The following is a 21,923-nucleotide window of genomic DNA, read 5'->3' on the forward strand; positions in this document are numbered from 1 at the left end:
GAAGCTGTTGAAGCCGTCTGTTTACGGCACTGTGTGTATTTTGACGGTATTTTATTAAGCGCGCGAGTTATTGTTTATGCGCGTTGAGTGTAGCGGGCAAACAGCACAATGACAGCCGCGCCAAGCCCTGACAGGGCCACAGCAAGCAGCTGCCCGCTTACGCCAGCGCTCGCAACAAGCTCATTGCCAGGCCACAAAACGATCAGCGAAGCTGCCAGCATACCCGTCAGTACTGCATAAGTCTGTTCGCGATAATAGTAGAAAGTCAAAGACAGCACGTGCGAGAAGGACAATAGTCCAATTGCACAGCCGGCAGCAAAAACAGCGATTACCGGCAGGTTGAAGTCACGCAGTGCATCCAGCACATACTCATAAACGCCCAGCAACAGCAGAATAAAGGCACCCGAGATGCCCGGCAGTATCATGGCACAGATGGCAATCAGACCACTGAAAAAAATATATACCAGCGAATCGCTGCCCGCTGCTGGATTAAGCAGCGCCGTCAGCCCTGTCACTGCGAAACCCAGACAGAACAACAGGACTTTTATCATCGACCACATACCCACCTGCTTGTTCAGCAGCCAGGATGAGGCCAGGACCAGTCCCATGAAAAAAGCCATCACCAACATAAAGTGATGTTCCAGCAGATAAAGCACCAGATTTGCCATCAACAGCAGACTGCCAAGAATGCCCAGTCCCAGCGACAACAGAAACGCACCATCGATGTGAGTCCAAAGTGCTCGCGGCCCCTGCTTCCAGAGCAGGCTGAGCGCCACCGGATTGCAGCGACGCAGGGCGTTTACCAGCTGCTCATAGATCCCGGTGATTACCGCGATGGTGCCACCCGACACGCCCGGTACAGCGTCGGCAACTCCCATCGCCATTCCTTTCAGAAATACCGACAATCTGGCCCTGGCACTGGTTTCTCTGGGGAAAGACATTCAGTACTGAACCTGTCCAATATAAAGCGGGACGAAATTAACGGTTTCCAGCACCTGAGTGTGGAACTCATCACCCTGTCGCTGAATCAGACGCAGCTCCTGGCTGCCTTTTTCACGCCCTACTGGTATCACCAGTCGTCCACCGTCAGCCAGTTGCTCAAGCAGCTCGGTAGGTACATGCTGAGGGGCAGCGGCAGCTACGATAGCATCAAAGGGGCCATGCTCAGGCCAGCCCAGGCTGCCATCATCATGCTTGCTGCGTACATTCCTGATCTTCAGCAAGCCAAGATTTTTTCTGGCTTTATCCAGCAGCGGCTGAATTCTCTCGACTGTCCAGACACGATCTGCCAGTTGCGCAAGGATGGCTGTCTGATACCCACAGCCTGTTCCGACCTCCAGTACACGCGGCAATTTACTGCCATCACTGGCGCGGCCAGCCAATACGGCTTCGGTCATTCTGGCCACTACGTAAGGTTGCGATATGGTCTGGTTGTAACCAATTGGCAGTGCAGTATCTTCGTAGGCCCGGTGAGCCAGTGCTTCATCCAGAAATATATGTCGCGGCGTCGTTCGCATGACATCCAGTACCGCCCAGTTCTTGATACCGCGATCCAGCAGAGACGCAATCATGCGTTCCCTGGTACGTTGTGATGTCATGCCAATGCCGGCGAGATTTATGGTATTCACTGCTTACCTGCAAAAATGTTGTTGGTTCTTTACGCCTGACTATAGTCGAGCAGTTCGTGCAGCACCGCTGTGGCAAAACAACCCGCGGGAAGTTCAAAACTCAGCTCCAGCTGGTCGCTGTCAAAAAAGCGATAGTGTAAACGCTTGACCGGCAAGCGCAAGCTACGCCTTTGCTGTTCCAGGCCTGCTCTCTCGAGACCATGGCACAGTGTCGGCCAGCGCAGACAGCATGCCTGCTCCAGAGCCCTGGTTCCACCCAGGCTGCGCAATGCTCCCTTTCCCCACAGTGGTCCGGTGGGATGGATATCCATGCGAGACAGTCGTTCAGGCAAGGCCGGATCTTCGCTATCAGCCAGGAAAACGCTGCCGGTCCCGTCGAGATTCATCACATCACCATCGAGCAGCGAATCCCAGTTGCCCTGCTGGACGCGCGCGGCCAATACCGCGTTGAACAGAGAGGATCTTGCAGCGGAAAGCCACATGCTGCGTTGTGTTCGTGAAGCCCGGGGAACCCGATTTTCTTCAGAACGCTTTGCCAAAGTATCAAGATAGGCAAATGCATTTTCTATATTGTCGAAACCAAAACGCTGTTCACCAAAATAGTTGGGAACACCCTGACTGGCAATGCTTTGCAGGCGGCTGGACAATAACAACTCGGGCGAAGAATCTGTTCCGCATTTTGACCGGAGGCCTGTCAGTCGCAGCCGAAAATGATTCGCCCCATGACTACCGCGGCGCAGTTTGCGGCTATTGCGGCTGACAGCAAGAATTTTCAGGTTATCGCTGTCCAGTTCTTGAATACTCGACTCGGACAAGGATTTATCGTGAATGCTGAACCACTGGCTGCACACTCCTTGTTTGTCTTTTAGCCCGGAGTAGCTGATTCGCTTTAACGGCACACCGGTAACTTCGGTTATGCGCTGGGCAACATCAAGGGTTGTCAGCATCGTTTTTTGTACCTGCACCCAGACATGTTCGCCCTGCCCGGTGCAATTGAATCCAAGCACTTCATCGACAACAAAATCGCCTGGTGTCTTTTTAAAGACACCTGTTACCTCTGTTGCGCCCAGCGCATGAGGCAACCGCGCCATCAATGCAATGAGATCTGCCTGTTCCGCCTCAGTAACAACGCCCTCGGCCTGTTCGTTGTGAAGATCAGTCACGGGCAAGCAAAACCACTGCGTATGCCTCGATACCCTCTCGGCGACCTACAAACCCCATACCCTCAGTAGTTGAGGCCTTGACATTGACCGCACTGACAGGCAATTCCAGCAGCCCGGCAATGACCTCACACATGCGGGGTATGGACGCGGCCATTCTGGGCGTCTGCGCAAGAATTGTAGAGTCGAGGTTGACCAGTTGCCAGCCATCCTCGCGCGCCATCTGGAAAACAGATGATAGCAGCCGTCGACTATCGGCGTTGCGGAACGACTCATCATTGTCCGGAAAATGTCGACCAATATCACCTTTGCCAATAGCGCCAAGAATGGCATCACAGACAGCGTGCAACAGTACGTCACCATCAGAGTGTGCCAGCAGGCCCCTGTCATGCGGCACCTGTACGCCACCAATCATTAAGGGTCTTCCGTCATGTGGTTCGGCAAACCTGTGTGCATCGTAGCCGTGACCGACTCGTATATTGCTAAATACCGACATTCATCAATTCCTGCCTTTGACTGTCTTTTGACCAGCTGTAATGGCCTGCGCCTGCAGAATCAGCTCGGCCAACGCCAGGTCTTCGGGGTAGGTAATTTTGATATTGTCTTTACTGCAGGGAACAAGAACCGGCTTAAGGCCTGCAAGCTCCATGGCAGATGATTCATCAGTGATAAGCTCACCGCGGGACTCACTCTGCTGCAGTGCCGCTATCAAATCCGCTACCCGAAACAATTGTGGTGTACATGCTGCCCACATTTCACGCCGATCGACCGTATTGGCAACACAGGCAATCTTCTCTCCGGCGCCTCCGACAGTATCCTGAGCTTTCTTCAATGTGTCAGAGACGACCGTTGCCAGCAGTCCGCCTGGCGCGTGATCTGTCAGGCAGGCTTCAATCAGACGATTGACATCCGTTGTCCGGACGCAAGGCCGTGCAGCGTCATGGACCAGCACCCAGTCATCCCCACTGGAACGCGCCGCGATATCGCACAGACCTGACAGAACGCTTTGCCAGCGCTCGCTGCCACCCTGGCTGATATGAATAGGGGTTTTAATTCTCGATGCGAGGGAATAGGCTATGCTGCGCCCCGTAGCATCGTCTGATGACAGCACCAGCTGCAGGCTCGACAGGCCTTCGGTCGAAGCCATGCGCAAGAGACTGTGTTCAAGAACGGTTTTACCCTGGAGGAGGAGATATTGTTTGGGGATCTGCGCCCCCATCCGACTTCCCAGGCCTGCCGCTGCTACCAGGGCATGGATCGACATGGTTTATTCAATCAACATGTAAAAAGTTTCGTCTTCACCGACCATGCCCAGATCACTCCGGGCACGCTCTTCGATTGCATCCAGGCCATTTTTAAGGTCAAGAACTTCACGTTCCAGCAGCTGGTTGCGTTGACGAAGAGCCGAGTTCTCAGCCTGCTGGGCAGCAAGCTGTTCCTCCAGCAGGCGCAAATCGCGCACCCCGCCTTCTCCTATCCATAATCGCCACTGAAGCAGCAGCAATACCACAACCAGGCCGGAAACGATGACCTTCATATCGACCTCATCAATTTACGTGATCGAACTCCTGAATACCCCGATAAATCGCCTTGCTACCGAGTTGCTGTTCAATGCGCAGCAACTGGTTGTACTTCGCCACACGGTCGGAGCGACACAGAGAACCAGTCTTGATCTGCCCTGCGCCTGTGGCTACTGCCAGGTCCGCAATGGTGGTGTCTTCTGTTTCACCTGAACGGTGGGAAATCACGGCAGTATAGCCGGCCTTGCGGGCCATCCGAATCGCTGCCAGTGTTTCAGTCAGACTGCCGATCTGATTGAACTTGATCAGGATTGAGTTGGCAATACCCTGCTCAATACCACGTGACAGAATTTCGGTGTTGGTTACAAACAGGTCGTCACCGACCAGTTGTACCTTGTCCCCAACCTTGCGGGTCAGCACGGCCCAGCCGTCCCAGTCACTTTCGTCCATACCGTCTTCAATCGACAGAATGTTGTAGTCCCTGGCAAGTTTGGCAAGATAGTCGGCAAATCCGGTCGCATCAAAACTGGCATTCTCGCCTTTCAGGACGTATTTACCGTCACGATAGAACTCGGATGAGGCGCAGTCCAGTGCCAGTCGGATATCAGAACCCATCTTCAGACCGGTCTTTTCCACCGCCTGCATGATGGCATCCAGTGCCGCTGCATTGGATGGCAGGTTTGGCGCAAAACCGCCCTCGTCGCCCACGGCTGTATTAAGCCCCTGAGACTTCAGCACCGACTTGAGGCTGTGAAAAATCTCGGCACCATAACGCAGTGCCTCAGCAAAACTTGGTGCACCAACAGGCTGAACCATGAACTCCTGGATGTCCACGTTATTGTCTGCGTGCTCGCCACCGTTGATGATATTCATCATTGGCACCGGCAGACTCATGCTGTCGCTTGAGCCATTGAGTTGTGCGATCCAGGCGTAAAGCGGCATTTTGTTGGCTTGTGCGGCCGCTTTGGCAGCAGCCAGCGAGACCGCAAGAATGGCATTGGCACCTAGATTGGCTTTGTTCGGCGTGCCGTCCAGGTCGATCATGATCTTGTCGATGGCAGCCTGATCCTGGGCATCGTGTCCCAGCAGCGCATCCCGAATCTGCTTGTTGACGTTTCCTACCGCCTTTAGCACGCCCTTGCCAAGGTATCGACCAGCATCCTTGTCACGCAGTTCCAGTGCCTCACGTGAACCGGTTGAGGCACCTGATGGCGCGCAGGCTGTACCGACAATGCCATTGTCCAGTGTTACATCGGCTTCCACTGTAGGGTTGCCACGTGAATCCAGCACTTCACGTGCGCAGATGTCTTTAATAATTGCCATATTATTTCCTGTCCATTCTATAGGTAAGGTATTCGGTATTTCCGTTAGTTTGTATCAATTTCCGGGAACTGTTTGACCAGGTCATCCACTGCCTTCATCTGACGCAGGAAGGGTTCCAGCTTGTCGAGCGGCAGTGCACAGGGGCCGTCACATAATGCCTTGTCCGGATCCGGGTGCGCCTCCAGAAACAGAGCGGACAGACCCTGGCTCAAGCCAGCACGCGCCAGTTGTGTAACATCAGCACGACGACCATCCGCGCTGGCGCTGAGTCCACCTGGGCGCTGCAGCGAATGGGTAACGTCGAACATGACCGGATAGCGAAATTTCTTCATTACCGAGAAACCCAGCATATCGACGACGAGGTTGTTGTATCCGAAACTGGAGCCCCTTTCACACAACATCAATTTACGATTACCCGCTTCTTCAAACTTCGTCAGAATGTGGCGCATCTCCTGAGGTGCCAGAAACTGAGCTTTCTTGATATTGATGACAGCATCGGTACGCGCCATTGCCATTACCAGGTCTGTCTGCCGTGAGAGAAACGCTGGCAATTGAATGATATCCGCAACCATGGCCACAGGGGCGGCCTGACCAGGCTCATGCACATCAGTGAGAACTGGTACCTTGAATCGGGTCTTGATGTCCTGAAGAATTTTCAAGCCGTTCTCCAGACCAGGACCTCGATAGGAATGAATTGATGAGCGATTCGCCTTGTCAAAGGATGCCTTGAACACATAGGGAATATTGAGGCGCGAGCAGACATCAACATACTGCTCTGCCACTTCCATCGCTAAAGCATGCGACTCCAGCACGTTCATACCACCAACGAGTACAAACGGCAGATCATTGCCGAACACAATACTGTCGCTGAGCCTGAGATGAATATTGCTGGTCTCTGCTGTCATTGCTGGCTCGCCTGATGGACCAGGGCGGCTTTTATGAAGCCAGTAAACAATGGGTGACCATCTCTAGGTGTAGAGGTGAACTCGGGATGGAACTGGCAGGCAACGAACCACGGGTGATCTGGGACCTCAATAACCTCAACCAGTTCACCATCCATGGAGCGACCTGCGATAATCAGGCCATTCTGCTGCAGTACGTCAGCATAGTTGTTGTTGAATTCATAACGGTGACGGTGACGCTCAACAATGACATCCTTGTTGTAACAGCCATATGCCGTCGAGGTTTCCTGCAGGCGACACTGCTGGCCACCCAGTCGCATGGTGCCACCAAGATCAGAATTCTCATCACGTTTTTCAACGTCACCTTCTGCTGTTGTCCACTCACTGATCAGTGCAACCACCGGGTCTTTACAATCGGTCTTGAACTCGGTGCTGTGCGCATCAGTCAGACCCGCCTTGTTGCGGGCATACTCGATCACGGCCACCTGCATGCCCAGACAGATCCCCAGATAGGGAATCTTGTTCTCGCGTGCGTACTGTACCGTAGCAATTTTCCCTTCTACACCGCGCAGGCCAAACCCGCCGGGTACCAGGATCGCATGTGCGCCTTCCAGCATCCCTGTGCCGTGGACTTTGATGTCACTGGAATCAATATAACGAATGTTGACCTTGGTGCGGGTCTGTATGCCTGCGTGACTGATCGCTTCGATCAGGGACTTGTAGGCGTCCAGTAATTCCATGTACTTGCCGACGATGGCAATGGTCACTTCCTGGTCCGGGTTCAGCTTGGCGTCCACAACACGATCCCACTCACGCAGATCTGCCGGCGGGCAATCCAGCCCGAACTTGCCAACAATGATGTCATCAAGTTCAGCGTTTCTGAGCAGAGAAGGAACACGGTAAATGGTATCGGTATCCGGCAGGGAAACCACCGCAGGCAGATCAACGTTGGTGAACAGCGCAATCTTGCGGCGCGCCGACTCTGCGATTTCCTGTTCAGAGCGACAGATCAGAACATCGGGCTGAATACCTATCGAGCGCAACTCTTTTACAGAGTGTTGTGTCGGTTTGGTTTTGGTTTCACCGGCCGTCGCAATATAGGGTACCAGCGTCAAATGCATGAACAATGCATGCTGGGAACCGAGTTCGACGCGCATCTGTCGTACGGCTTCCAGAAATGGCTGCGATTCGATGTCACCGACGGTGCCACCAATCTCTACCAGAGCGATGTCGGCACCTGCTGCACCTTCAACGACCCGCCGTTTGATCTCATCGGTTATATGCGGAATAACCTGAATCGTGGCACCCAGATAATCTCCGCGGCGCTCACGTCGAATGACTTCTTCGTAAACGCGACCTGTGGTGAAGTTGTTGCGCGCAGACATGGTCGTACGAATGAAGCGTTCGTAATGTCCGAGATCGAGGTCGGTCTCCGCGCCATCTTCGGTTACAAATACTTCGCCATGCTGGAAAGGGCTCATGGTCCCCGGATCCACATTGATATAGGGATCGAGTTTGAGCATGGTCACTTTGAGTCCGCGCGCTTCGAGAATCGCGCCAAGAGATGCCGAGGTGATGCCTTTGCCGAGCGAGGAAACCACCCCGCCGGTAATGAAAATATATCGCGTCATTAACGCCCCATCCTTAATCATTGATGGGGCTACAGATTACCAGAACCGCCCCCCATCGACAAACGAATTCTCTGCTTCATTACAATTGTTCCGATTGGCTTATGACGTGCCACCAATCCATTGCGGGAGAAACCCTGCACCACTGTTGTCGGCCTGAAAGCCCTCGCAGGGGCCTACGCCAGCAACCCATGCAAGCTGCCCGTCTATCCACAGTAGCGGTGTCCGGTCACGCAGCCATGGCTGGATACGTGCCTCATTCAGCACCTTTTTTAACGACTTGCGTGGCCTGCCCGGCAATTTGGCCTGCTCACCTCCCTGTCGGTAAGTAATCTGCACTGATGCCTGAGCCGGCCAGTACAGACCACCCCGCAAAACGGGCACCTTTATCAGCACACCATTACCAGGCAGTTGCACACTGTCCTGCTCAGTTGGCCAGGACTGACCAGCTGCGGGTAGCGCAGATGGTACAAGGCTCTGTCTGATCAGGTACAAAAGCCCGTCGTAACGACGCAATTCAAAGCCCTGCCAGCGCACCACAGGCTGCGCGTCTTCGGCCACCAGCAGCAACTCTGCCTGCAATGTCAGCAGCAATGCCCGGGACGGCCAGTCGCCTGTCTGCGACCATAACCACTGACGCAGAACCAGCCGTTGCCGGTGCGACGACAGGCTCAACAAGGATTCCAGTCTCAGTAAATTCGGGTCCGGACCACGAACCTCTTCCAGCAAGGTTTCAGCCAGTTCCTGCAGCAACTCATCAGCTTCGCGCTGAACCTCTGCTGCGGCACCAAGCCGCTGCCGCCAGGCTGGCCACTTCTCCGCGAGTTTCGGCGCTACTTCCAGACGCAAGTGATTGCGCCGGATATCCAGATCCTGGTTGCTCTCGTCGGTCACCCAGTTGAGTGACTGGTCGCTGGCAAATTCGGCCAGCTGCTCTGCGCCCAGGTCCAGCAGTGGTCGCCAGATATGCCCGTCACCCAATTCACGACACCTGGGTATACCCGCCAGACCTCGCGGACCACTGCCTCGCATCAATTGCAAAAGAACGGTTTCTGCCTGGTCGTCCAGATGATGCGCCGTTAAAAGAACCTCATCACTGCCCAGAATCTCCGAAAAGGCCTGATACCGGGCCTGACGCGCACGCATCTCAATACTGCCGGTATCATCGGGGCCCAGTTCCAGTCTGCAGACCTGCAATGGTATCGCCCGATCCCTGCACTGCGTTTCGCAATGCCGCTGCCAGTCGTCAGCATTGGGCGACAGTCCATGGTTAGCATGGACGGCACGCAGCCCTAGAGGCAGTTGAGCCCCCAACTGCCAGAGCAGATGCAGCAATACGGTAGAGTCCCGTCCACCACTAAAAGCAAGCACCAGCTGCCGCTTACGCGGCAACTGGCGCTGTAATTCATCGATAGAGTCGAGAAGTCTTTGCTGCAAATTCACGTGACGCGCTCCTGCGGACCGCAAAAACAGCAATCAGAGCCGGGGCTCAGCGAGTGATTCCGTAACTCATCAGACGTCGATAGCGGCGCTCGATGAGGTTGTCTATCTCCATGTTCTGCAGACGTTCAACCTGATCCACCAATGATGCCTTGATGTTCTCAGCCATGGTTTTTATGTCCCGGTGAGCACCACCCAGCGGTTCCGGAATTGTGCTGTCGACGATGCCCAGTTCCTCAAGTCGTTTGGATGTCACACCCATTGCCTCAGCGGCATCAGGTGCGTGTTCAGCTGACTTCCAGAGAATCGTGGCGCAGCCTTCCGGGGTAATGACGGTGTAGGTTGAGTACTGCAGCATATTCAGGTGGTCAGCGATGCCAATAGCGATCGCACCCCCGGAATTCGCTTCACCAGTGACGGTGGCAATCAACGGCGTTCTGACACGCGACATCATCGCCATGTTTTCAGCAATCGCCTCATTAATGCCGCGCTCCTCAGCATCAATACCGGGATAAGCCCCGGGCGTATCGATAAAGCTGAGCACCGGCAGCCTGAAACGCTCTGCCATTTCTATCAATCGTCGCGCCTTGCGGTAGCCCTCGGGGCGCGGCATACCAAAATTGTGCCGCACCTTCTCCTTGGTCCCGCGGCCTTTCTGGTGCCCAATAACCATGACAGGCTTGCCATCCAGTCGCGCCACACCGCCCACTAATGCCTGGTCATCAGCAAACAGCCGATCACCATGCAGCTCATCAAAGTCAGTGAATATATGCTGGATGTAGTCCAGTGTATAAGGGCGCAGAGGGTGACGAGCAACCTGGGAAATCTGCCAGGGCGTCAGGTTTGCGTAGATTTTCTCTGTCAGCTTGGTGCTTTTTTCCTGCAGCTTCTGAATTTCTTCACCGATATTCAACTCATTGTCATCACTGACAAGGCGCAGTTCATTGATCTTGACTTCAAGATCGGCAATCGGTTGCTCAAAATCTAGATAATTGGGATTCATAGTCGCGTTAAATCAGCCTTTGTAAGACATTATAGGATCGGATGATAACAAATATCACGCCACCCTGTCCCGTCCTGTCATTCAGACCCATATCTCCTTTCTGACAGCCAGCTTTCGGCCTGTCCAGCCGCACTGGCATCAGTGCCCGTAAGCGACAGCAACTGACTCACGACCAAACATTTCACCCAGCTCCTGCAGCAGATCCTGCTCTGGCAGCACACACCAGTCATCACCCAGCTGTAACCACCCATCCACGTCCGGTCGCCGATAGCATATGCGCACCCGGCAAGGCTTCAGCACTGGTTCTGCGTTCTCGTCAGGATCCGTCCCGGCGACCGGTAATGGCCGGCGATAAGGATCAAGGCACGCCGCCAGCCGCTTGCTGAAGTCGGGGTGCAGCCGGTCGGCGCTCAGTGTCAGCTCAAGCGCACGGGCAAACTTCTGCCGGGCCTGTGTCAGACTCAGTACCTGCCGTGTGCGGCCACGCATGCCACCACTGAAATCGTCCATGGACACCTGGCACTCAACCAGCAGGATGGCGTCTTTCTGCAGAAGATCACGATATTGCTCGTACTCTTTTGCAAACAGTGACACTTCGAATCGCCCGCTTCGGTCGTCAAGCGTGATAAATGCAATCAGGTCGCCGCGTTGACTGCGCATTGTGCGCATACCGACTACCAGGCCAGCAACCCACTGAGCTTCCCGTTCCGGCCGAAGATTGGCGATCCGGTCCCTGGTCAGACGTGACAATTCGGGCAGATATTCATCGATGGGGTGACCGCTCAGATACAGGCCCAGGGTTTCCTTCTCCTCGCGAAGACGTTGCTGCTGACTCCACGGCCGGGCCGGTTTGAGCGCCGCTGCATCAGAGGATTCAGTGACAGGTGCAATATCACCAAACATATCCATCACGCCGGCGGCCTGATTGCGGCTGCTCTGCTCTGCTGCCTGAACAGTGTCGGCGATTGAGGCAAACAACCGTGCACGCGCTGTATCTGCATCGGCATCCACCAGGCAATCCATGGCGCCTGCTTTAACCATGGCCTCCAAAGCACGTTTATTGACCGTCTTTAGGTCCACCCGCTGGCAGAAGTCGAGCAATGACGTGAACGCACCCCCTGCAGTACGCGCTTCAATAATGGCGTTGATCGGGCCCTCCCCAAGGCCTTTGATCGCACCAAGGCCATAAACCACTTCGCCCTTGTCATTGACGGTAAAATTGTAGGCGCCAATATTCACGCTGGGCTCGACAAGTGGCAGTTCCATTGACCGGCATTCTTCAATCAGGGTAACCACCTTGTCGGTGTTCTGCATATCGGCCGACAACACCGCGGCCATGAAATAGGCCGGGTAATGCTGCTTCAGCCAGGCAGTCTGATAGGATACCAGCGCGTAAGCCGCCGAGTGTGACTTGTTAAAACCGTAGCCGGCAAATTTTTCCATCAGGTCGAAAATGGATCCAGCCAGATCCGCATCCAGCCCATTGGCAGCCGCACCCTCAAGAAAAATGGAGCGTTGTTTCTCCATTTCTTCTGGTTTCTTTTTGCCCATCGCGCGGCGCAGCATATCCGCTTCACCCAGGCTGTAATTGGCAAGCACCTGGGCAATCTGCATCACCTGTTCCTGATAAAGAATCACACCATAGGTGTTCTTCAATACCGGCTCCAGGTCAGGGTGTGGATAAGCAACATCCGCACGACCATGTTTACGGTTGATAAAATCATCCACCATTCCCGACTGCAGCGGGCCAGGACGGAACAAGGCCACCAATGCCACGATATCTTCAAAACAGCTGGGCAACTGGCGACGAATCAACTCCTTCATCCCTCTGGATTCCAGCTGAAAAACTGCAGTGGTATCGCCCCGCTGCAGCAGCTGATACACCCGGGCATCATCCAGTGGGATGGCTGTAATATCGAGAGGATTGTTGTGACGGTCAGGCTCCTGGGCGTTAATCATCTTGATTGCCCAGTCAATAATGGTCAGCGTTCGAAGACCAAGAAAGTCAAACTTGACCAGCCCGGCGGTTTCCACATCGTTCTTGTCGAACTGAGTGACCAGACCGTCGCCGTTCTCGTCACAGTAAAGCGGTGAGAAGTCAGTCAGCACCGTTGGCGCAATCACCACGCCACCGGCATGTTTGCCAACATTGCGCGTGATACCTTCGAGTTTAAACGCCATCTCCATAATTTCCTGGGCGTCTTCGTCACCTTCGACAAATTCGCGCAGGGCTTCTTCCTGTTCCATAGCCTTGGTAAGCGTCATACCGACTTCAAATGGAATCAGTTTGGATAACTTGTCCGCCAGACCATAGGATTTACCTTGCACACGTGCCACGTCTCGTACTACAGCTTTGGCAGCCATGGTTCCGAAAGTGATAATCTGGGACACTGCGTCCTTCCCGTATAGTTCAGCAACGTGCTGAATCACACGGTCACGCCCCTCCATGCAGAAGTCGACGTCGAAATCAGGCATGGAAACCCTTTCCGGGTTCAGGAAGCGCTCAAACAGCAGGTCATATTTAAGTGGATCCAGATCCGTGATGCCTAGCGCATAAGCTACAATTGACCCTGCGCCCGAGCCTCGCCCCGGCCCAACCGGCACACCATTGTTCTTGGCCCACTGGATGAACTCCATCACGATAAGAAAATAACCAGGAAATCCCATCTGTATGATGACATCCAGCTCGAAATCGAGGCGCTTGTAGTACGGCTCACTGAAAGCCATGCAATCGGCATCCTGTGCTTCATAGCTGCGCCCGTGAGATTCATAAAACAGTCTCGGGAGGCGCTGCTCCAGGCCTTCGCGACTGAGCTGACGAAAATATTCGTCCATACTCATACCCGGTGGCACAGGATAATTGGGCAGGAAGGGTTTACCCAGCTCGATATCAAGATTGCAGCGCATGGCAATACTGACGGTATTACTCAGCGCCTCCGGGATATCAGCAAACAGCTCTCGCATCTCATCCGGGGTCTTCAGGTACTGCGACTCTGTGTAGTGACGCGGGCGGCGCGGATCATCGAGCGTGCGACGTTCATGAATGCACACTCTCACTTCATGTGCTTCAAAATCTTCCGGCTTGAGAAAGCGCACATCGTTGGTAGCAACCAATGGGCAGCCGGCTTCCGAGGCGAGGTTCACCGCGGCCTGAATATAGGCCTCTTCGCCAGCACGACCACAGCGCTGTATTTCAAGGAAAAAACTTTCCGGAAAAAGTCTCATCCACCAGTCAAGGGCGCTGCGCGCACCGGCGGTATCGCGTTCATTCAACAGTCGCCCGACCTCACCTTCCGGACCGCCTGACAAAGCAATCAGCCCGTCAGCATGTGCCTCCAGCCATTCACGCTTTATGGTCGGACTGCCGTGCCCTTCTTTCTGCGTATACGACATGGAAATCAGGCGCGTCAGATTGCGGTAACCATTGAGATTACGGACCAGCAACACCAGGGGAAACGGGCGTTCCCGGTTGTCCGTGTTCTCAACCAGAATATCGCAGCCACAAATGGGTTTTACACCTGCCGCCATGGCGCCGCTGTAGAACTTGATCATGGCAAACAGGTTGCTCTGGTCTGTTACTGCGACCGCCGGCATACCCGCTTCGGCGACGGTGTTGATCAGCGGTTTGACACGAACCAGTCCGTCGACAATAGAATATTCTGTGTGAACCCGAAGGTGGACAAAGTCTAGGCCGCTCATCTGTCAGTGTGTCTCCATCGATGTATCAATTCCTGCCCACCTGCCTCAGATTTGGTGCCTGTGCCAGGCGGGCTTTGACTGGTGCAAAACTTCGGCGGTGGGCGTTGCAGGGGCCCAGTCGTTCCAGGGCAGCCAGATGCTCGGCTGTTGGATATCCCTTGTGCTTTGCAAAGCCGTAGTCAGGGTACTGCTCGTGCAGTTCGAGCATAACATTGTCGCGCGCAACCTTGGCAAGAATCGATGCTGCCGCAATGCAATCAACACGGCTGTCACCCTGCACAACAGCTGTCGATCGATAGGACCAGACAGGACAGCGATTGCCATCTACAAAGACAAATTCGGGGGTCTCAGACAGAGCATCTACCGCGCGGTGCATGGCCAACAGGCTGGCCTGCAGTATGTTCAGCTGATCAATCTCTTCGGGCTCGGCACAGGCTATGGCGTAACATACCGCCTGCTCCTGAATCTGGCGAAATAGATTCAGTCGTCGCTTCTCGGTCAGTTTTTTTGAGTCATTCAGGAAGGGCAGATCATACTTTTCTGGCAGAATAACAGCCGCCGCGTAAACAGCGCCGGCCAAAGGCCCACGGCCAGCTTCATCAACTCCTGCTATCGGGCCAGAGATGTCAGAAGCAAATTCGAATCCAGATTGCAGATAAGTATCCACCAAGCTACTTTCCTTCTGGTGTTATTGTTTTTTGATAACAGAAAGCACAGCTGGCGCAGCACTTCATGTCTTTCCGTTCCGCCAGGGTGTCAGCTGCCAGCTTCAGTCTCGATCAGCTCTGCTACAGCCTCAGCAGCCTGACGGTTGGCATCGCGTTTCAGAGTGCGGTGAATCCGGGCAAACTCTTCAGCCAGATTCTCGGTCCGCTCCGGTTCGTTCAGCCAGGTCAGCAGACACTGCGTGACTGCCTCTGGTGTGGCTGCGTGCTGAAGGTACTCCGGCACCAGCTGCCTGCCGGCAAGCAGATTGGGCAATGCAACCCACGGCACCCGCAACATGCGCGACGCCAGCATCCAGGTGATTGGCGCAAGTTTGTAGCAGACCACCATGGGACGCTGCAGCAACATGGCTTCCAGCGTCGCGGTGCCTGATGCCTGTACAACCAGATCACAGGCCTGCATGGCCTCATGCGACTGGCCGTTCAATAATACAAAGTGATTTCTGATTTCCGGGCTCAACGCCGCGTGCTGATCCATCATCTGCACAAGCTGATGGTAGCGTGAATCGTTGGCACAGGGTATGACAAACCGAACTGTGCTGCGCTGTCGCAGACAGGCAATCGCTGCGTCAAGAAAAACCGGTGCCAGCCTCTGTACTTCGTTACGACGGCTACCTGGCATCAAACAGATCCAGTCGGCATCACTGGCCAGCCCCAGGGCCTCCCGCTGATGCAGCTTTACGGCCTGCTGATCGGCATCGGGGTCGGTCTCGTCTGCCAGTGGATGCCCAACGCAGCGCGCCGGGATTGCATTGCTGCGATAAATTTCTGATTCGAATGGAAACAGTGTCAGCATCAGGTCAACGCATTGAGCAATGCGTTTGATGCGTCCCTCTCCCCAAGCCCAGACACTGGGGCTCACATAATGAACTGTTTTGATACCGGACGCACGCAGTGGTTGCTCCAGCCGCAGGTTAAAACCGGGTGAGTCGATACCAATAAAGACGGCAGGACGTTCGCGCTGATAGAGCGACAGCAAGTCCCGTTTCAGGCGCAGCAATTCAGGCAACCGCCCCAGAGGTTCAACAAACCCCATCACCGAAAGGCGTTCCATGGGGGTAATGCTGACGAATCCCTGCGCGAGCATCCGGGGGCCACCAACGCCCATAAACCGGGCCTCAGGATAACGCTGGCGCAACTGCTGCATCAGCCCCGCTCCCAGAATATCGCCAGACTCTTCTCCGGCAACGATCCCTATCAGCATACCTGCCTCATCAACTAACGTTGTGACTGGAACCGGGGCCGCCTAGCGGTGAATGCCTTTTGTCGATCCGGTGATGGATTTCAGAAAAACTGCCAATGCGGGGTTTGTTTCTGCAACTGGTGTCAGACTTTCACGCGCCTCTTCCAGGCTCAGGCCCCGCTTATAGACAGTTTTAAACGCATCCCGAATTAGTTTGACGGTTTCTGCGTCAAAGCCGCGACGTTCAAGCCCTACTGTGTTGACGCTGCGAACGGCTGCAGGAGAGCCGCTGACAATTACGTAGGCAGGCACGTCATGTGAAATATGTGTCATACCACCAACCATGGCATGCGCACCAATACGTAGAAACTGGTTGACCCCGGCAAAACCGCCCAGAATCGCCCAGTCATCAACCTCGGCGTGTCCGGACAAACCTGCGTTGTTGGCGAATACCGTGTTGTTCCCGACGATACAGTCATGTGCAACGTGTACGTACGCCATCAGCAGGTTGTTACTGCCAATACGCGTATACGACCCGCCCGCACCGGTACCTCTGTGCAGCGTACAGCCTTCTCTGATGATATTGTTGTCGCCTACTTCCAGCCAGGTATCTTCTCCAGCAAATTTCTTGTCAGCCGGATCCTCACCAACAGATGCAAACTGGTACACCTGATTACCTTTACCCAACCGGGTGTTCGATTTGATAACGACATGAGACGCTATGGTCGTTCCTTCACCAATTTCAACATTGGGACCGATAATACTCCAGGGTCCAATACTGACGTTGTCAGCTATTTTGGCAGAAGGGTCAATGATCGCGCGCGGGTCTATCACTGTTCTCGCTTCCTCTCTGCGCACATGATTGTCGCTTCACCGACAAGTTCATTGTCGACGGAAGCGCGGCACTGGAATTTGTAGATCCCGCGCTTACTGGTCAGGATAGTGGCTTCCAGCGTCAGTCGATCGCCTGGCACCACTGGCCGTTTCAGTCGGACTTCATCCGCACCTACAAAGTAGTACAGATAACCGTCCTTGGGTTTTTTCTCCTGGCTTTTGAAGCCCAGCACACCAGCAGCCTGAGCCAGCGCTTCGATAATGAGAACGCCTGGCATAATCGGATAATCTGGGAAATGCCCGTTAAAAAAGGGTTCATTCACAGTGACATTTTTGTACGCCACGATTGATTTGCCCAGCTCCATGCTGACCACACGATCCACCAGCAAAAACGGGTATCGCTGGGGCAGGTACTCCTTGATTTCTTCCACATTCATCATAGTTTTATTCCTGAGTGTCACAACTGGCGTTTGCCCAGTTGCTTTTCAATAGTTCGCAGCGCTTTGGACAGGTCTGCCAACTTGGTCTGCGCCACCGCATTACGGCGCCATTGACTGCTTTCCTGCAGTATCGCGCCCGATGCATAAACACCTGGCTTGTCCACAGAACGACTGACCATGGACATCGCCCCAATGCTTACTTTGTCGGCAATTGTCAGATGTCCGGTTATCCCTACACCACCGCCGATGAGGCAGTAGCGACCAATGTGCGTGCTGCCGGCCAATGCGGTACATCCGCAGATGACCGTGTGATCCCCTACTGTGCAGTTATGCCCAATCTGGACCTGATTGTCTATCTTTACGCCGTTACCAATCACGGTGTCGTCCAGAGCTCCGCGATCAATGGTACTGCCCGCCCCTACTTCGACGTCGTCTCCCAATCTTACAGACCCAAGCTGGGCGATCTTTACCGAACGCTCACCATCGAAGGCAAACCCGAATCCATCGGCGCCGATAACGACTGAAGAGTGCAAAATAACACGGCTACCGATGTGTACCCGCTGATAAATACTGACATTGGCGTGGATAACACAGTCGCTGCCGAGGCGGGAACCGCGACCTATGCTGACATTGGCGCCTATCCGGGTGCCGTCACCAATAACAACAGCTGCATCTATGACGGCGCCGGGCCCGATGACGACTCTTTCGCCGATCACTGCCTGGGGACTGACCCGCGCACTGGCATCGATACCCGACCCGTCGTGATCTGCCCCGGATTCCTGTGCTTCCATGCTGGCGAACAGTTGTGACGCATGCGCGTAAGCGACGTAGGGCTTGCGGGTCACCAGGCAGGGTTTGTCAACCAGCTCGAGCATATCCGGGTGCACAATAAATGCTGAGGCATCTGACTTCGCCAGCTGCTTGATATACTTGGGATTACTGAGAAAACTGAGTTGACCGGATGTAGCTGTGGCCAGGGTCGCAAGACCTGTGATGGGAAGATCTGTCACCCGCTGGCCAGCATCATTCAGCTCAGTGCCAAGATGCTGTGCCAACTCACCCAGCGTGACAGATCCCATCGTCTTTACCGCAACTTCAGGGCGCTTATCGTGCCAGCTCGTTGAGTTTCGCCGTCACCAGCGCAGTGATGTCATAGCTGTTATTGAAGTATGCAACAGACTCTGCATTGAGAACCAGATCGTAATTACCTTCTTCAACCACCGCCTCAATTGCCTGTCCGAGGAACTGACGCTGGCTTTCAATGAACTGCTGCTGACGCTGATTCCAGGCATTCTGCAGGCGCTCGGCAATAACCTGCATCTGTACCTGACGCTCTTCGGCGTCGGAGTTAAGCTGCTGCAGTTCCTGCTCGCTCAGGATGGATTCATCACGCTGGGCGCGCTCGATGATCTCACGCAATTCAGTGTTCAATCGCTCCAGACGCTGCTCATCAGAAGCAAATTGACTACGGGTGTTCGCTTCCAGCTCACGGGCAGCATCTGTGTTAAACAGTGCCTGTTCGAGGTTAATGATACCTATAACCGGTTGCGACTGCGCCATTGCCGTGTTGCCAACCAGCAGCCAGGCAGCAACCAGTATCATCATCTTTCTCATCATCATCACCCTATTCTAAATAATTAGAAACTTACATGAATTTGGCCCTGACCAGTCGATCAGGGAGGCGCATTATAGCACTGTGATCAGAAACCTGCTCCAATCGTAAAGTCGAAACTCTTGGTACGGTCGTTGTCGTCTTTGGTGAACGGTTTGGCCAGGTAGAAAGTCAAAGGTCCAAATGGCGACAGATAGGTCACGCCAACACCAACCGAGTAGCGCAGCTCGCCAGTGTCGAAATCGGAGCAGTTATTGTTACGCGTCTGACGCAGGGTGCAATCCGTTGAGAACACACTGCCTACGTCAACAAACAGGCTTGAACGGACACGGCTGCGATCATCAACAAACGGTAGCGGGAACAGCAGCTCGAATGAAGCTGTTGTCAGCAGGTTGCCACCAAAATTGTTACGATCGCCATAGATATCCCGCGTACTGGTGACTAACTGACGCAACTGGTTGCCATTTTCGTCCAGTAAGGGCTGGTTGTTCTCATCAAGCACCGGCGCCGTTACGTAGCCCTGTGAGTTGCGATCAAAACCTTGCGGACTGCCTGCCTGGTTGATGATGATGTCGCCATTTTCATCTTTTGCCAGCTCGGTGAAGTCTGTGCTGTATATGGCCGGCGGTGTACTGCGCGGTCCAAGGCTGTTTTCCTCAAAGCCGCGAACAGAACCGTTGTAGGCAAGACCACCCGCAAAATAGTTCTGGAAAAACGGCAGCTCACCGGTATCGCCATAACCGTCACCGTAACCAAAATTGGTTCGCAGTCGGAATACCCAGTCTTCGCCAAACACCGGCTTGTAATAGTCAGTGTTGTAACTCAGGCGGTAATATTCCAGATCGCTGCCTGGCAGGGTTATTTCTGCCGACGCCTGCTGGAAGAAGCCTCGGGTAGCCAGCTGGCCTCTATTCAGCGTATTGCGGATCCAGTTAGTTGTGATGGTAAAATTGTCGAAAGAGCGACCATACTTATCAATGAAACCTGGTTCTACGCCCTGATTAAGATATTCCTCCGACAGGTCACTGATGTTGCCAAAAATGGCATCACGCACGGGACCTTCCCAGGGATTGATATTGGCCGGACTGATTATGTAGCGATTGATATTCGGATTCAGTTTGGGTGTAGATTCGATTTCCTGCACGGAGAAGCCGGTGCCGGAAGTCAATTCTGTATGGCTGTAACCCAGGTTATAACCAATCTGCTGGAATTCATCTATAGGATAGCTGAAGCTGACTGAGCCGCCATAGGACGTCGTCGAGAAACTGGCAACGTTCAGGAAAGAGTCCTGCTTCTGGGCAAACAGACTGAAGCCGCGGCTGACACCATCAGGCGTGTAATAAGGGTCCACGTAACTGAAGCGGGCACTGGAGCTGTAATAGCTTCGGTTCAGACCTACAGAAACTGTTCGACCTGTCCCCAGAAAATTTTCGGCCTGCAGGTCTGTGGAAATGAACCAGTCACCTCCACCACCAGAGCCAACACTGAATGAAATGCTGCCGAAGTTCTGTTCTTCAACGTCGAATTCGACATCGATCTGGTCGGTCATGCCCGGGACTTCAACGGTTTCCACTTCTACCGTAGAGAAGTAACCTAGGCGCTCCAGGCGCACTTTGGAAAACTCGATCTGTTGACTAGAGGCCGGTGCACTTTCAAGCTGTCGCATTTCGCGGCGCAGGACATCGTCCGCTGTCGCAATGTTGCCCCGGTAGTTGATGCGATTGACGTAGGTCCGCGCACCAGGTTCAACATAAAATATCACTTCAACTGTCTGATCTTCGTCGTTTACCTCTGGCACACCTTCAACTTCAGCAAAGGCATAACCCAGATTGCCAAGAATCTGCGTCATGTATTCTTCGCTGGCCGTGATCAGCGCCTGGGAATAAGTCTGACCGGGACCCACCAGTGTGTAGGCGCGCAGAATCGCTTCGGCATTAACCAGGTCACCCACCAGGTCCACGTTGCTGACCGTGTAGGCCTGCCCTTCACTGACATTGATGGTGATATAGATGTCTTCGTTATCCGGGGTAACTGAAACCGGTGTCGAATCGATATTGAACCGGGCAAAACCGTTGTCCAGATAGTGCGACGTGATACGTTCGAGGTCACCTTCAAACTGCTCTCGCGAATAATTGTCACGACCACTGAAAGGCAGGTACCAGGGCTTCACCCCAAGGTCCATCAGCTCCAGCAGTTCGTCATTCTCATAGACGTTATTGCCAACAACATTGACGCCACGAATGCGACTTTCTTCACCCTCGTTCACCGTCATGTCAATAGCAACACGATTACGTGGCAGATCGGTTACTTCAATATCAACGGTAGTGCCATATCGCCCACGAGACGAATACACTTCCTGGATACCCTGACGGATCGCTTCCAGCGTAGAACGGGTGAAGATACCACCCTCAACGATTTCAGCGGATTCCATATTGCGCAGAATATCTTCTGTCTGCAGAACACGGTTACCCGAAATATTGATTTCACTGACTGACGGACGTTCGAGGACCGTTATCAGAAGGACGCCGTCTTCGCGGGCGACTTCGACCTCTTCAAAATACTGTGATTCGGTAATAGCCCGAATGACCTGAGCAGCCATGCCGGGTTCAAAGTAGTCACCAATGCTGACTGGCAGCAGGCTGAACATCACCCCCGGAGAGATGCGTTGCAGCCCGTCAATTCGGATATCGGTGATTTCGAAGCCCTGTTGCTGATTCTGGGCGACTGTTGGAACACTGGTGGTCATGACGGTAGTGCCCAATAAGGCACTCGTCAGCAATACACTACGGCAAATTCTAATCATGAAGTTCTAACGAGTCCGGACTT

At 54.0% G+C, this 21,923-nt stretch carries 19 protein-coding genes; all 19 read right to left on the reverse strand.

All coding sequences use genetic code 11. The features are described from left to right. Positions 1–74 precede the first annotated feature (74 nt). The 19 genes from QGM61_RS05405 to bamA all read right to left on the reverse strand — a co-directional run bounded on the left by QGM61_RS05405 (position 75) and on the right by bamA (position 21,900). The gene (locus QGM61_RS05405) at positions 75–941 is read right to left on the reverse strand and encodes a DUF368 domain-containing protein (RefSeq protein WP_237134023.1); all 867 of its coding nucleotides are present in this window, start codon (positions 939–941) and stop codon (positions 75–77) included. Continuing rightward, complete coding sequence (locus tag QGM61_RS05410; protein ID WP_317622158.1) at positions 942–1,598, reverse strand: protein-L-isoaspartate(D-aspartate) O-methyltransferase; 657 nt, start codon at positions 1,596–1,598, stop codon at positions 942–944. It abuts the gene before it with no gap. A 59-nt stretch (positions 1,599–1,657) separates the two neighbouring features. Further along, complete coding sequence (truD, locus tag QGM61_RS05415; RefSeq protein ID WP_281132239.1) at positions 1,658–2,791, reverse strand: tRNA pseudouridine(13) synthase TruD; 1,134 nt, start codon at positions 2,789–2,791, stop codon at positions 1,658–1,660. Next, a complete protein-coding gene (gene ispF / locus QGM61_RS05420) occupies positions 2,784–3,266 on the reverse strand; it encodes a 2-C-methyl-D-erythritol 2,4-cyclodiphosphate synthase (protein WP_317622159.1) in 483 nt (160 codons plus the stop codon). Before ispF ends, truD begins: the two co-directional genes overlap by 8 nt. A gap of 21 nt (positions 3,267–3,287) precedes the next feature. Beyond that, the gene (gene ispD, locus QGM61_RS05425; RefSeq protein WP_281132241.1) at positions 3,288–4,052 is read right to left on the reverse strand and encodes a 2-C-methyl-D-erythritol 4-phosphate cytidylyltransferase; all 765 of its coding nucleotides are present in this window, start codon (positions 4,050–4,052) and stop codon (positions 3,288–3,290) included. Positions 4,053–4,055: 3 nt separating this feature from the next. Next, the gene (gene ftsB, locus QGM61_RS05430) at positions 4,056–4,325 is read right to left on the reverse strand and encodes a cell division protein FtsB (RefSeq protein WP_237134018.1); all 270 of its coding nucleotides are present in this window, start codon (positions 4,323–4,325) and stop codon (positions 4,056–4,058) included. Positions 4,326–4,335: 10 nt separating this feature from the next. After that, positions 4,336–5,631 (reverse strand): phosphopyruvate hydratase, encoded by a 1,296-nt coding sequence (gene eno, locus QGM61_RS05435; protein ID WP_237134017.1) that lies wholly within the window; start codon positions 5,629–5,631, stop codon positions 4,336–4,338. A gap of 44 nt (positions 5,632–5,675) precedes the next feature. Beyond that, a complete protein-coding gene (kdsA, locus tag QGM61_RS05440) occupies positions 5,676–6,536 on the reverse strand; it encodes a 3-deoxy-8-phosphooctulonate synthase (RefSeq protein ID WP_281132242.1) in 861 nt (286 codons plus the stop codon). Then, positions 6,533–8,164 carry a CTP synthase gene (locus tag QGM61_RS05445; RefSeq protein WP_237134015.1) on the reverse strand — a complete coding sequence of 544 codons (1,632 nt, stop codon included), beginning with the start codon at positions 8,162–8,164 and terminating at the stop codon, positions 6,533–6,535. Before QGM61_RS05445 ends, kdsA begins: the two co-directional genes overlap by 4 nt. Before the next feature lie 99 nt (positions 8,165–8,263). Then, positions 8,264–9,604, reverse strand: a complete 1,341-nt coding sequence (tilS, locus tag QGM61_RS05450; protein WP_281132243.1) for a tRNA lysidine(34) synthetase TilS — start codon at positions 9,602–9,604, stop codon at positions 8,264–8,266. Between the two features lie 46 nt (positions 9,605–9,650). After that, on the reverse strand, positions 9,651–10,604 hold the full coding sequence (locus QGM61_RS05455; protein WP_237134013.1) for an acetyl-CoA carboxylase carboxyltransferase subunit alpha: 954 nt from the start codon (positions 10,602–10,604) through the stop codon (positions 9,651–9,653). A 138-nt stretch (positions 10,605–10,742) separates the two neighbouring features. Beyond that, positions 10,743–14,303: a DNA polymerase III subunit alpha gene (dnaE, locus tag QGM61_RS05460; RefSeq protein WP_281132244.1), complete on the reverse strand. Its 3,561-nt coding sequence runs from the start codon at positions 14,301–14,303 to the stop codon at positions 10,743–10,745. Positions 14,304–14,328: 25 nt separating this feature from the next. After that, positions 14,329–14,958, reverse strand: a complete 630-nt coding sequence (gene rnhB, locus QGM61_RS05465) for a ribonuclease HII (RefSeq protein WP_237134651.1) — start codon at positions 14,956–14,958, stop codon at positions 14,329–14,331. Positions 14,959–15,059: 101 nt separating this feature from the next. Next, positions 15,060–16,232, reverse strand: coding sequence for a lipid-A-disaccharide synthase (lpxB, locus tag QGM61_RS05470; RefSeq protein ID WP_237134011.1), 1,173 nt, complete (start codon positions 16,230–16,232; stop codon positions 15,060–15,062). 42 nt (positions 16,233–16,274) lie between these two features. Next, positions 16,275–17,069, reverse strand: coding sequence for an acyl-ACP--UDP-N-acetylglucosamine O-acyltransferase (gene lpxA / locus QGM61_RS05475; protein ID WP_317622141.1), 795 nt, complete (start codon positions 17,067–17,069; stop codon positions 16,275–16,277). After that, a complete protein-coding gene (gene fabZ / locus QGM61_RS05480) occupies positions 17,042–17,485 on the reverse strand; it encodes a 3-hydroxyacyl-ACP dehydratase FabZ (protein ID WP_237134009.1) in 444 nt (147 codons plus the stop codon). Before fabZ ends, lpxA begins: the two co-directional genes overlap by 28 nt. Before the next feature lie 17 nt (positions 17,486–17,502). After that, positions 17,503–18,564, reverse strand: coding sequence for a UDP-3-O-(3-hydroxymyristoyl)glucosamine N-acyltransferase (gene lpxD / locus QGM61_RS05485; protein WP_281132245.1), 1,062 nt, complete (start codon positions 18,562–18,564; stop codon positions 17,503–17,505). Positions 18,565–18,589: 25 nt separating this feature from the next. Continuing rightward, complete coding sequence (locus QGM61_RS05490) at positions 18,590–19,090, reverse strand: OmpH family outer membrane protein (RefSeq protein WP_237134007.1); 501 nt, start codon at positions 19,088–19,090, stop codon at positions 18,590–18,592. Between the two features lie 95 nt (positions 19,091–19,185). Continuing rightward, complete coding sequence (gene bamA / locus QGM61_RS05495; protein ID WP_281132246.1) at positions 19,186–21,900, reverse strand: outer membrane protein assembly factor BamA; 2,715 nt, start codon at positions 21,898–21,900, stop codon at positions 19,186–19,188. Between the last annotated feature and the right edge of the window lie 23 nt (positions 21,901–21,923).

Source organism: Pseudohongiella sp. SYSU M77423 (assembly GCF_029911965.1).
In the GTDB taxonomy this organism is placed as follows: domain Bacteria; phylum Pseudomonadota; class Gammaproteobacteria; order Pseudomonadales; family Pseudohongiellaceae; genus Pseudohongiella.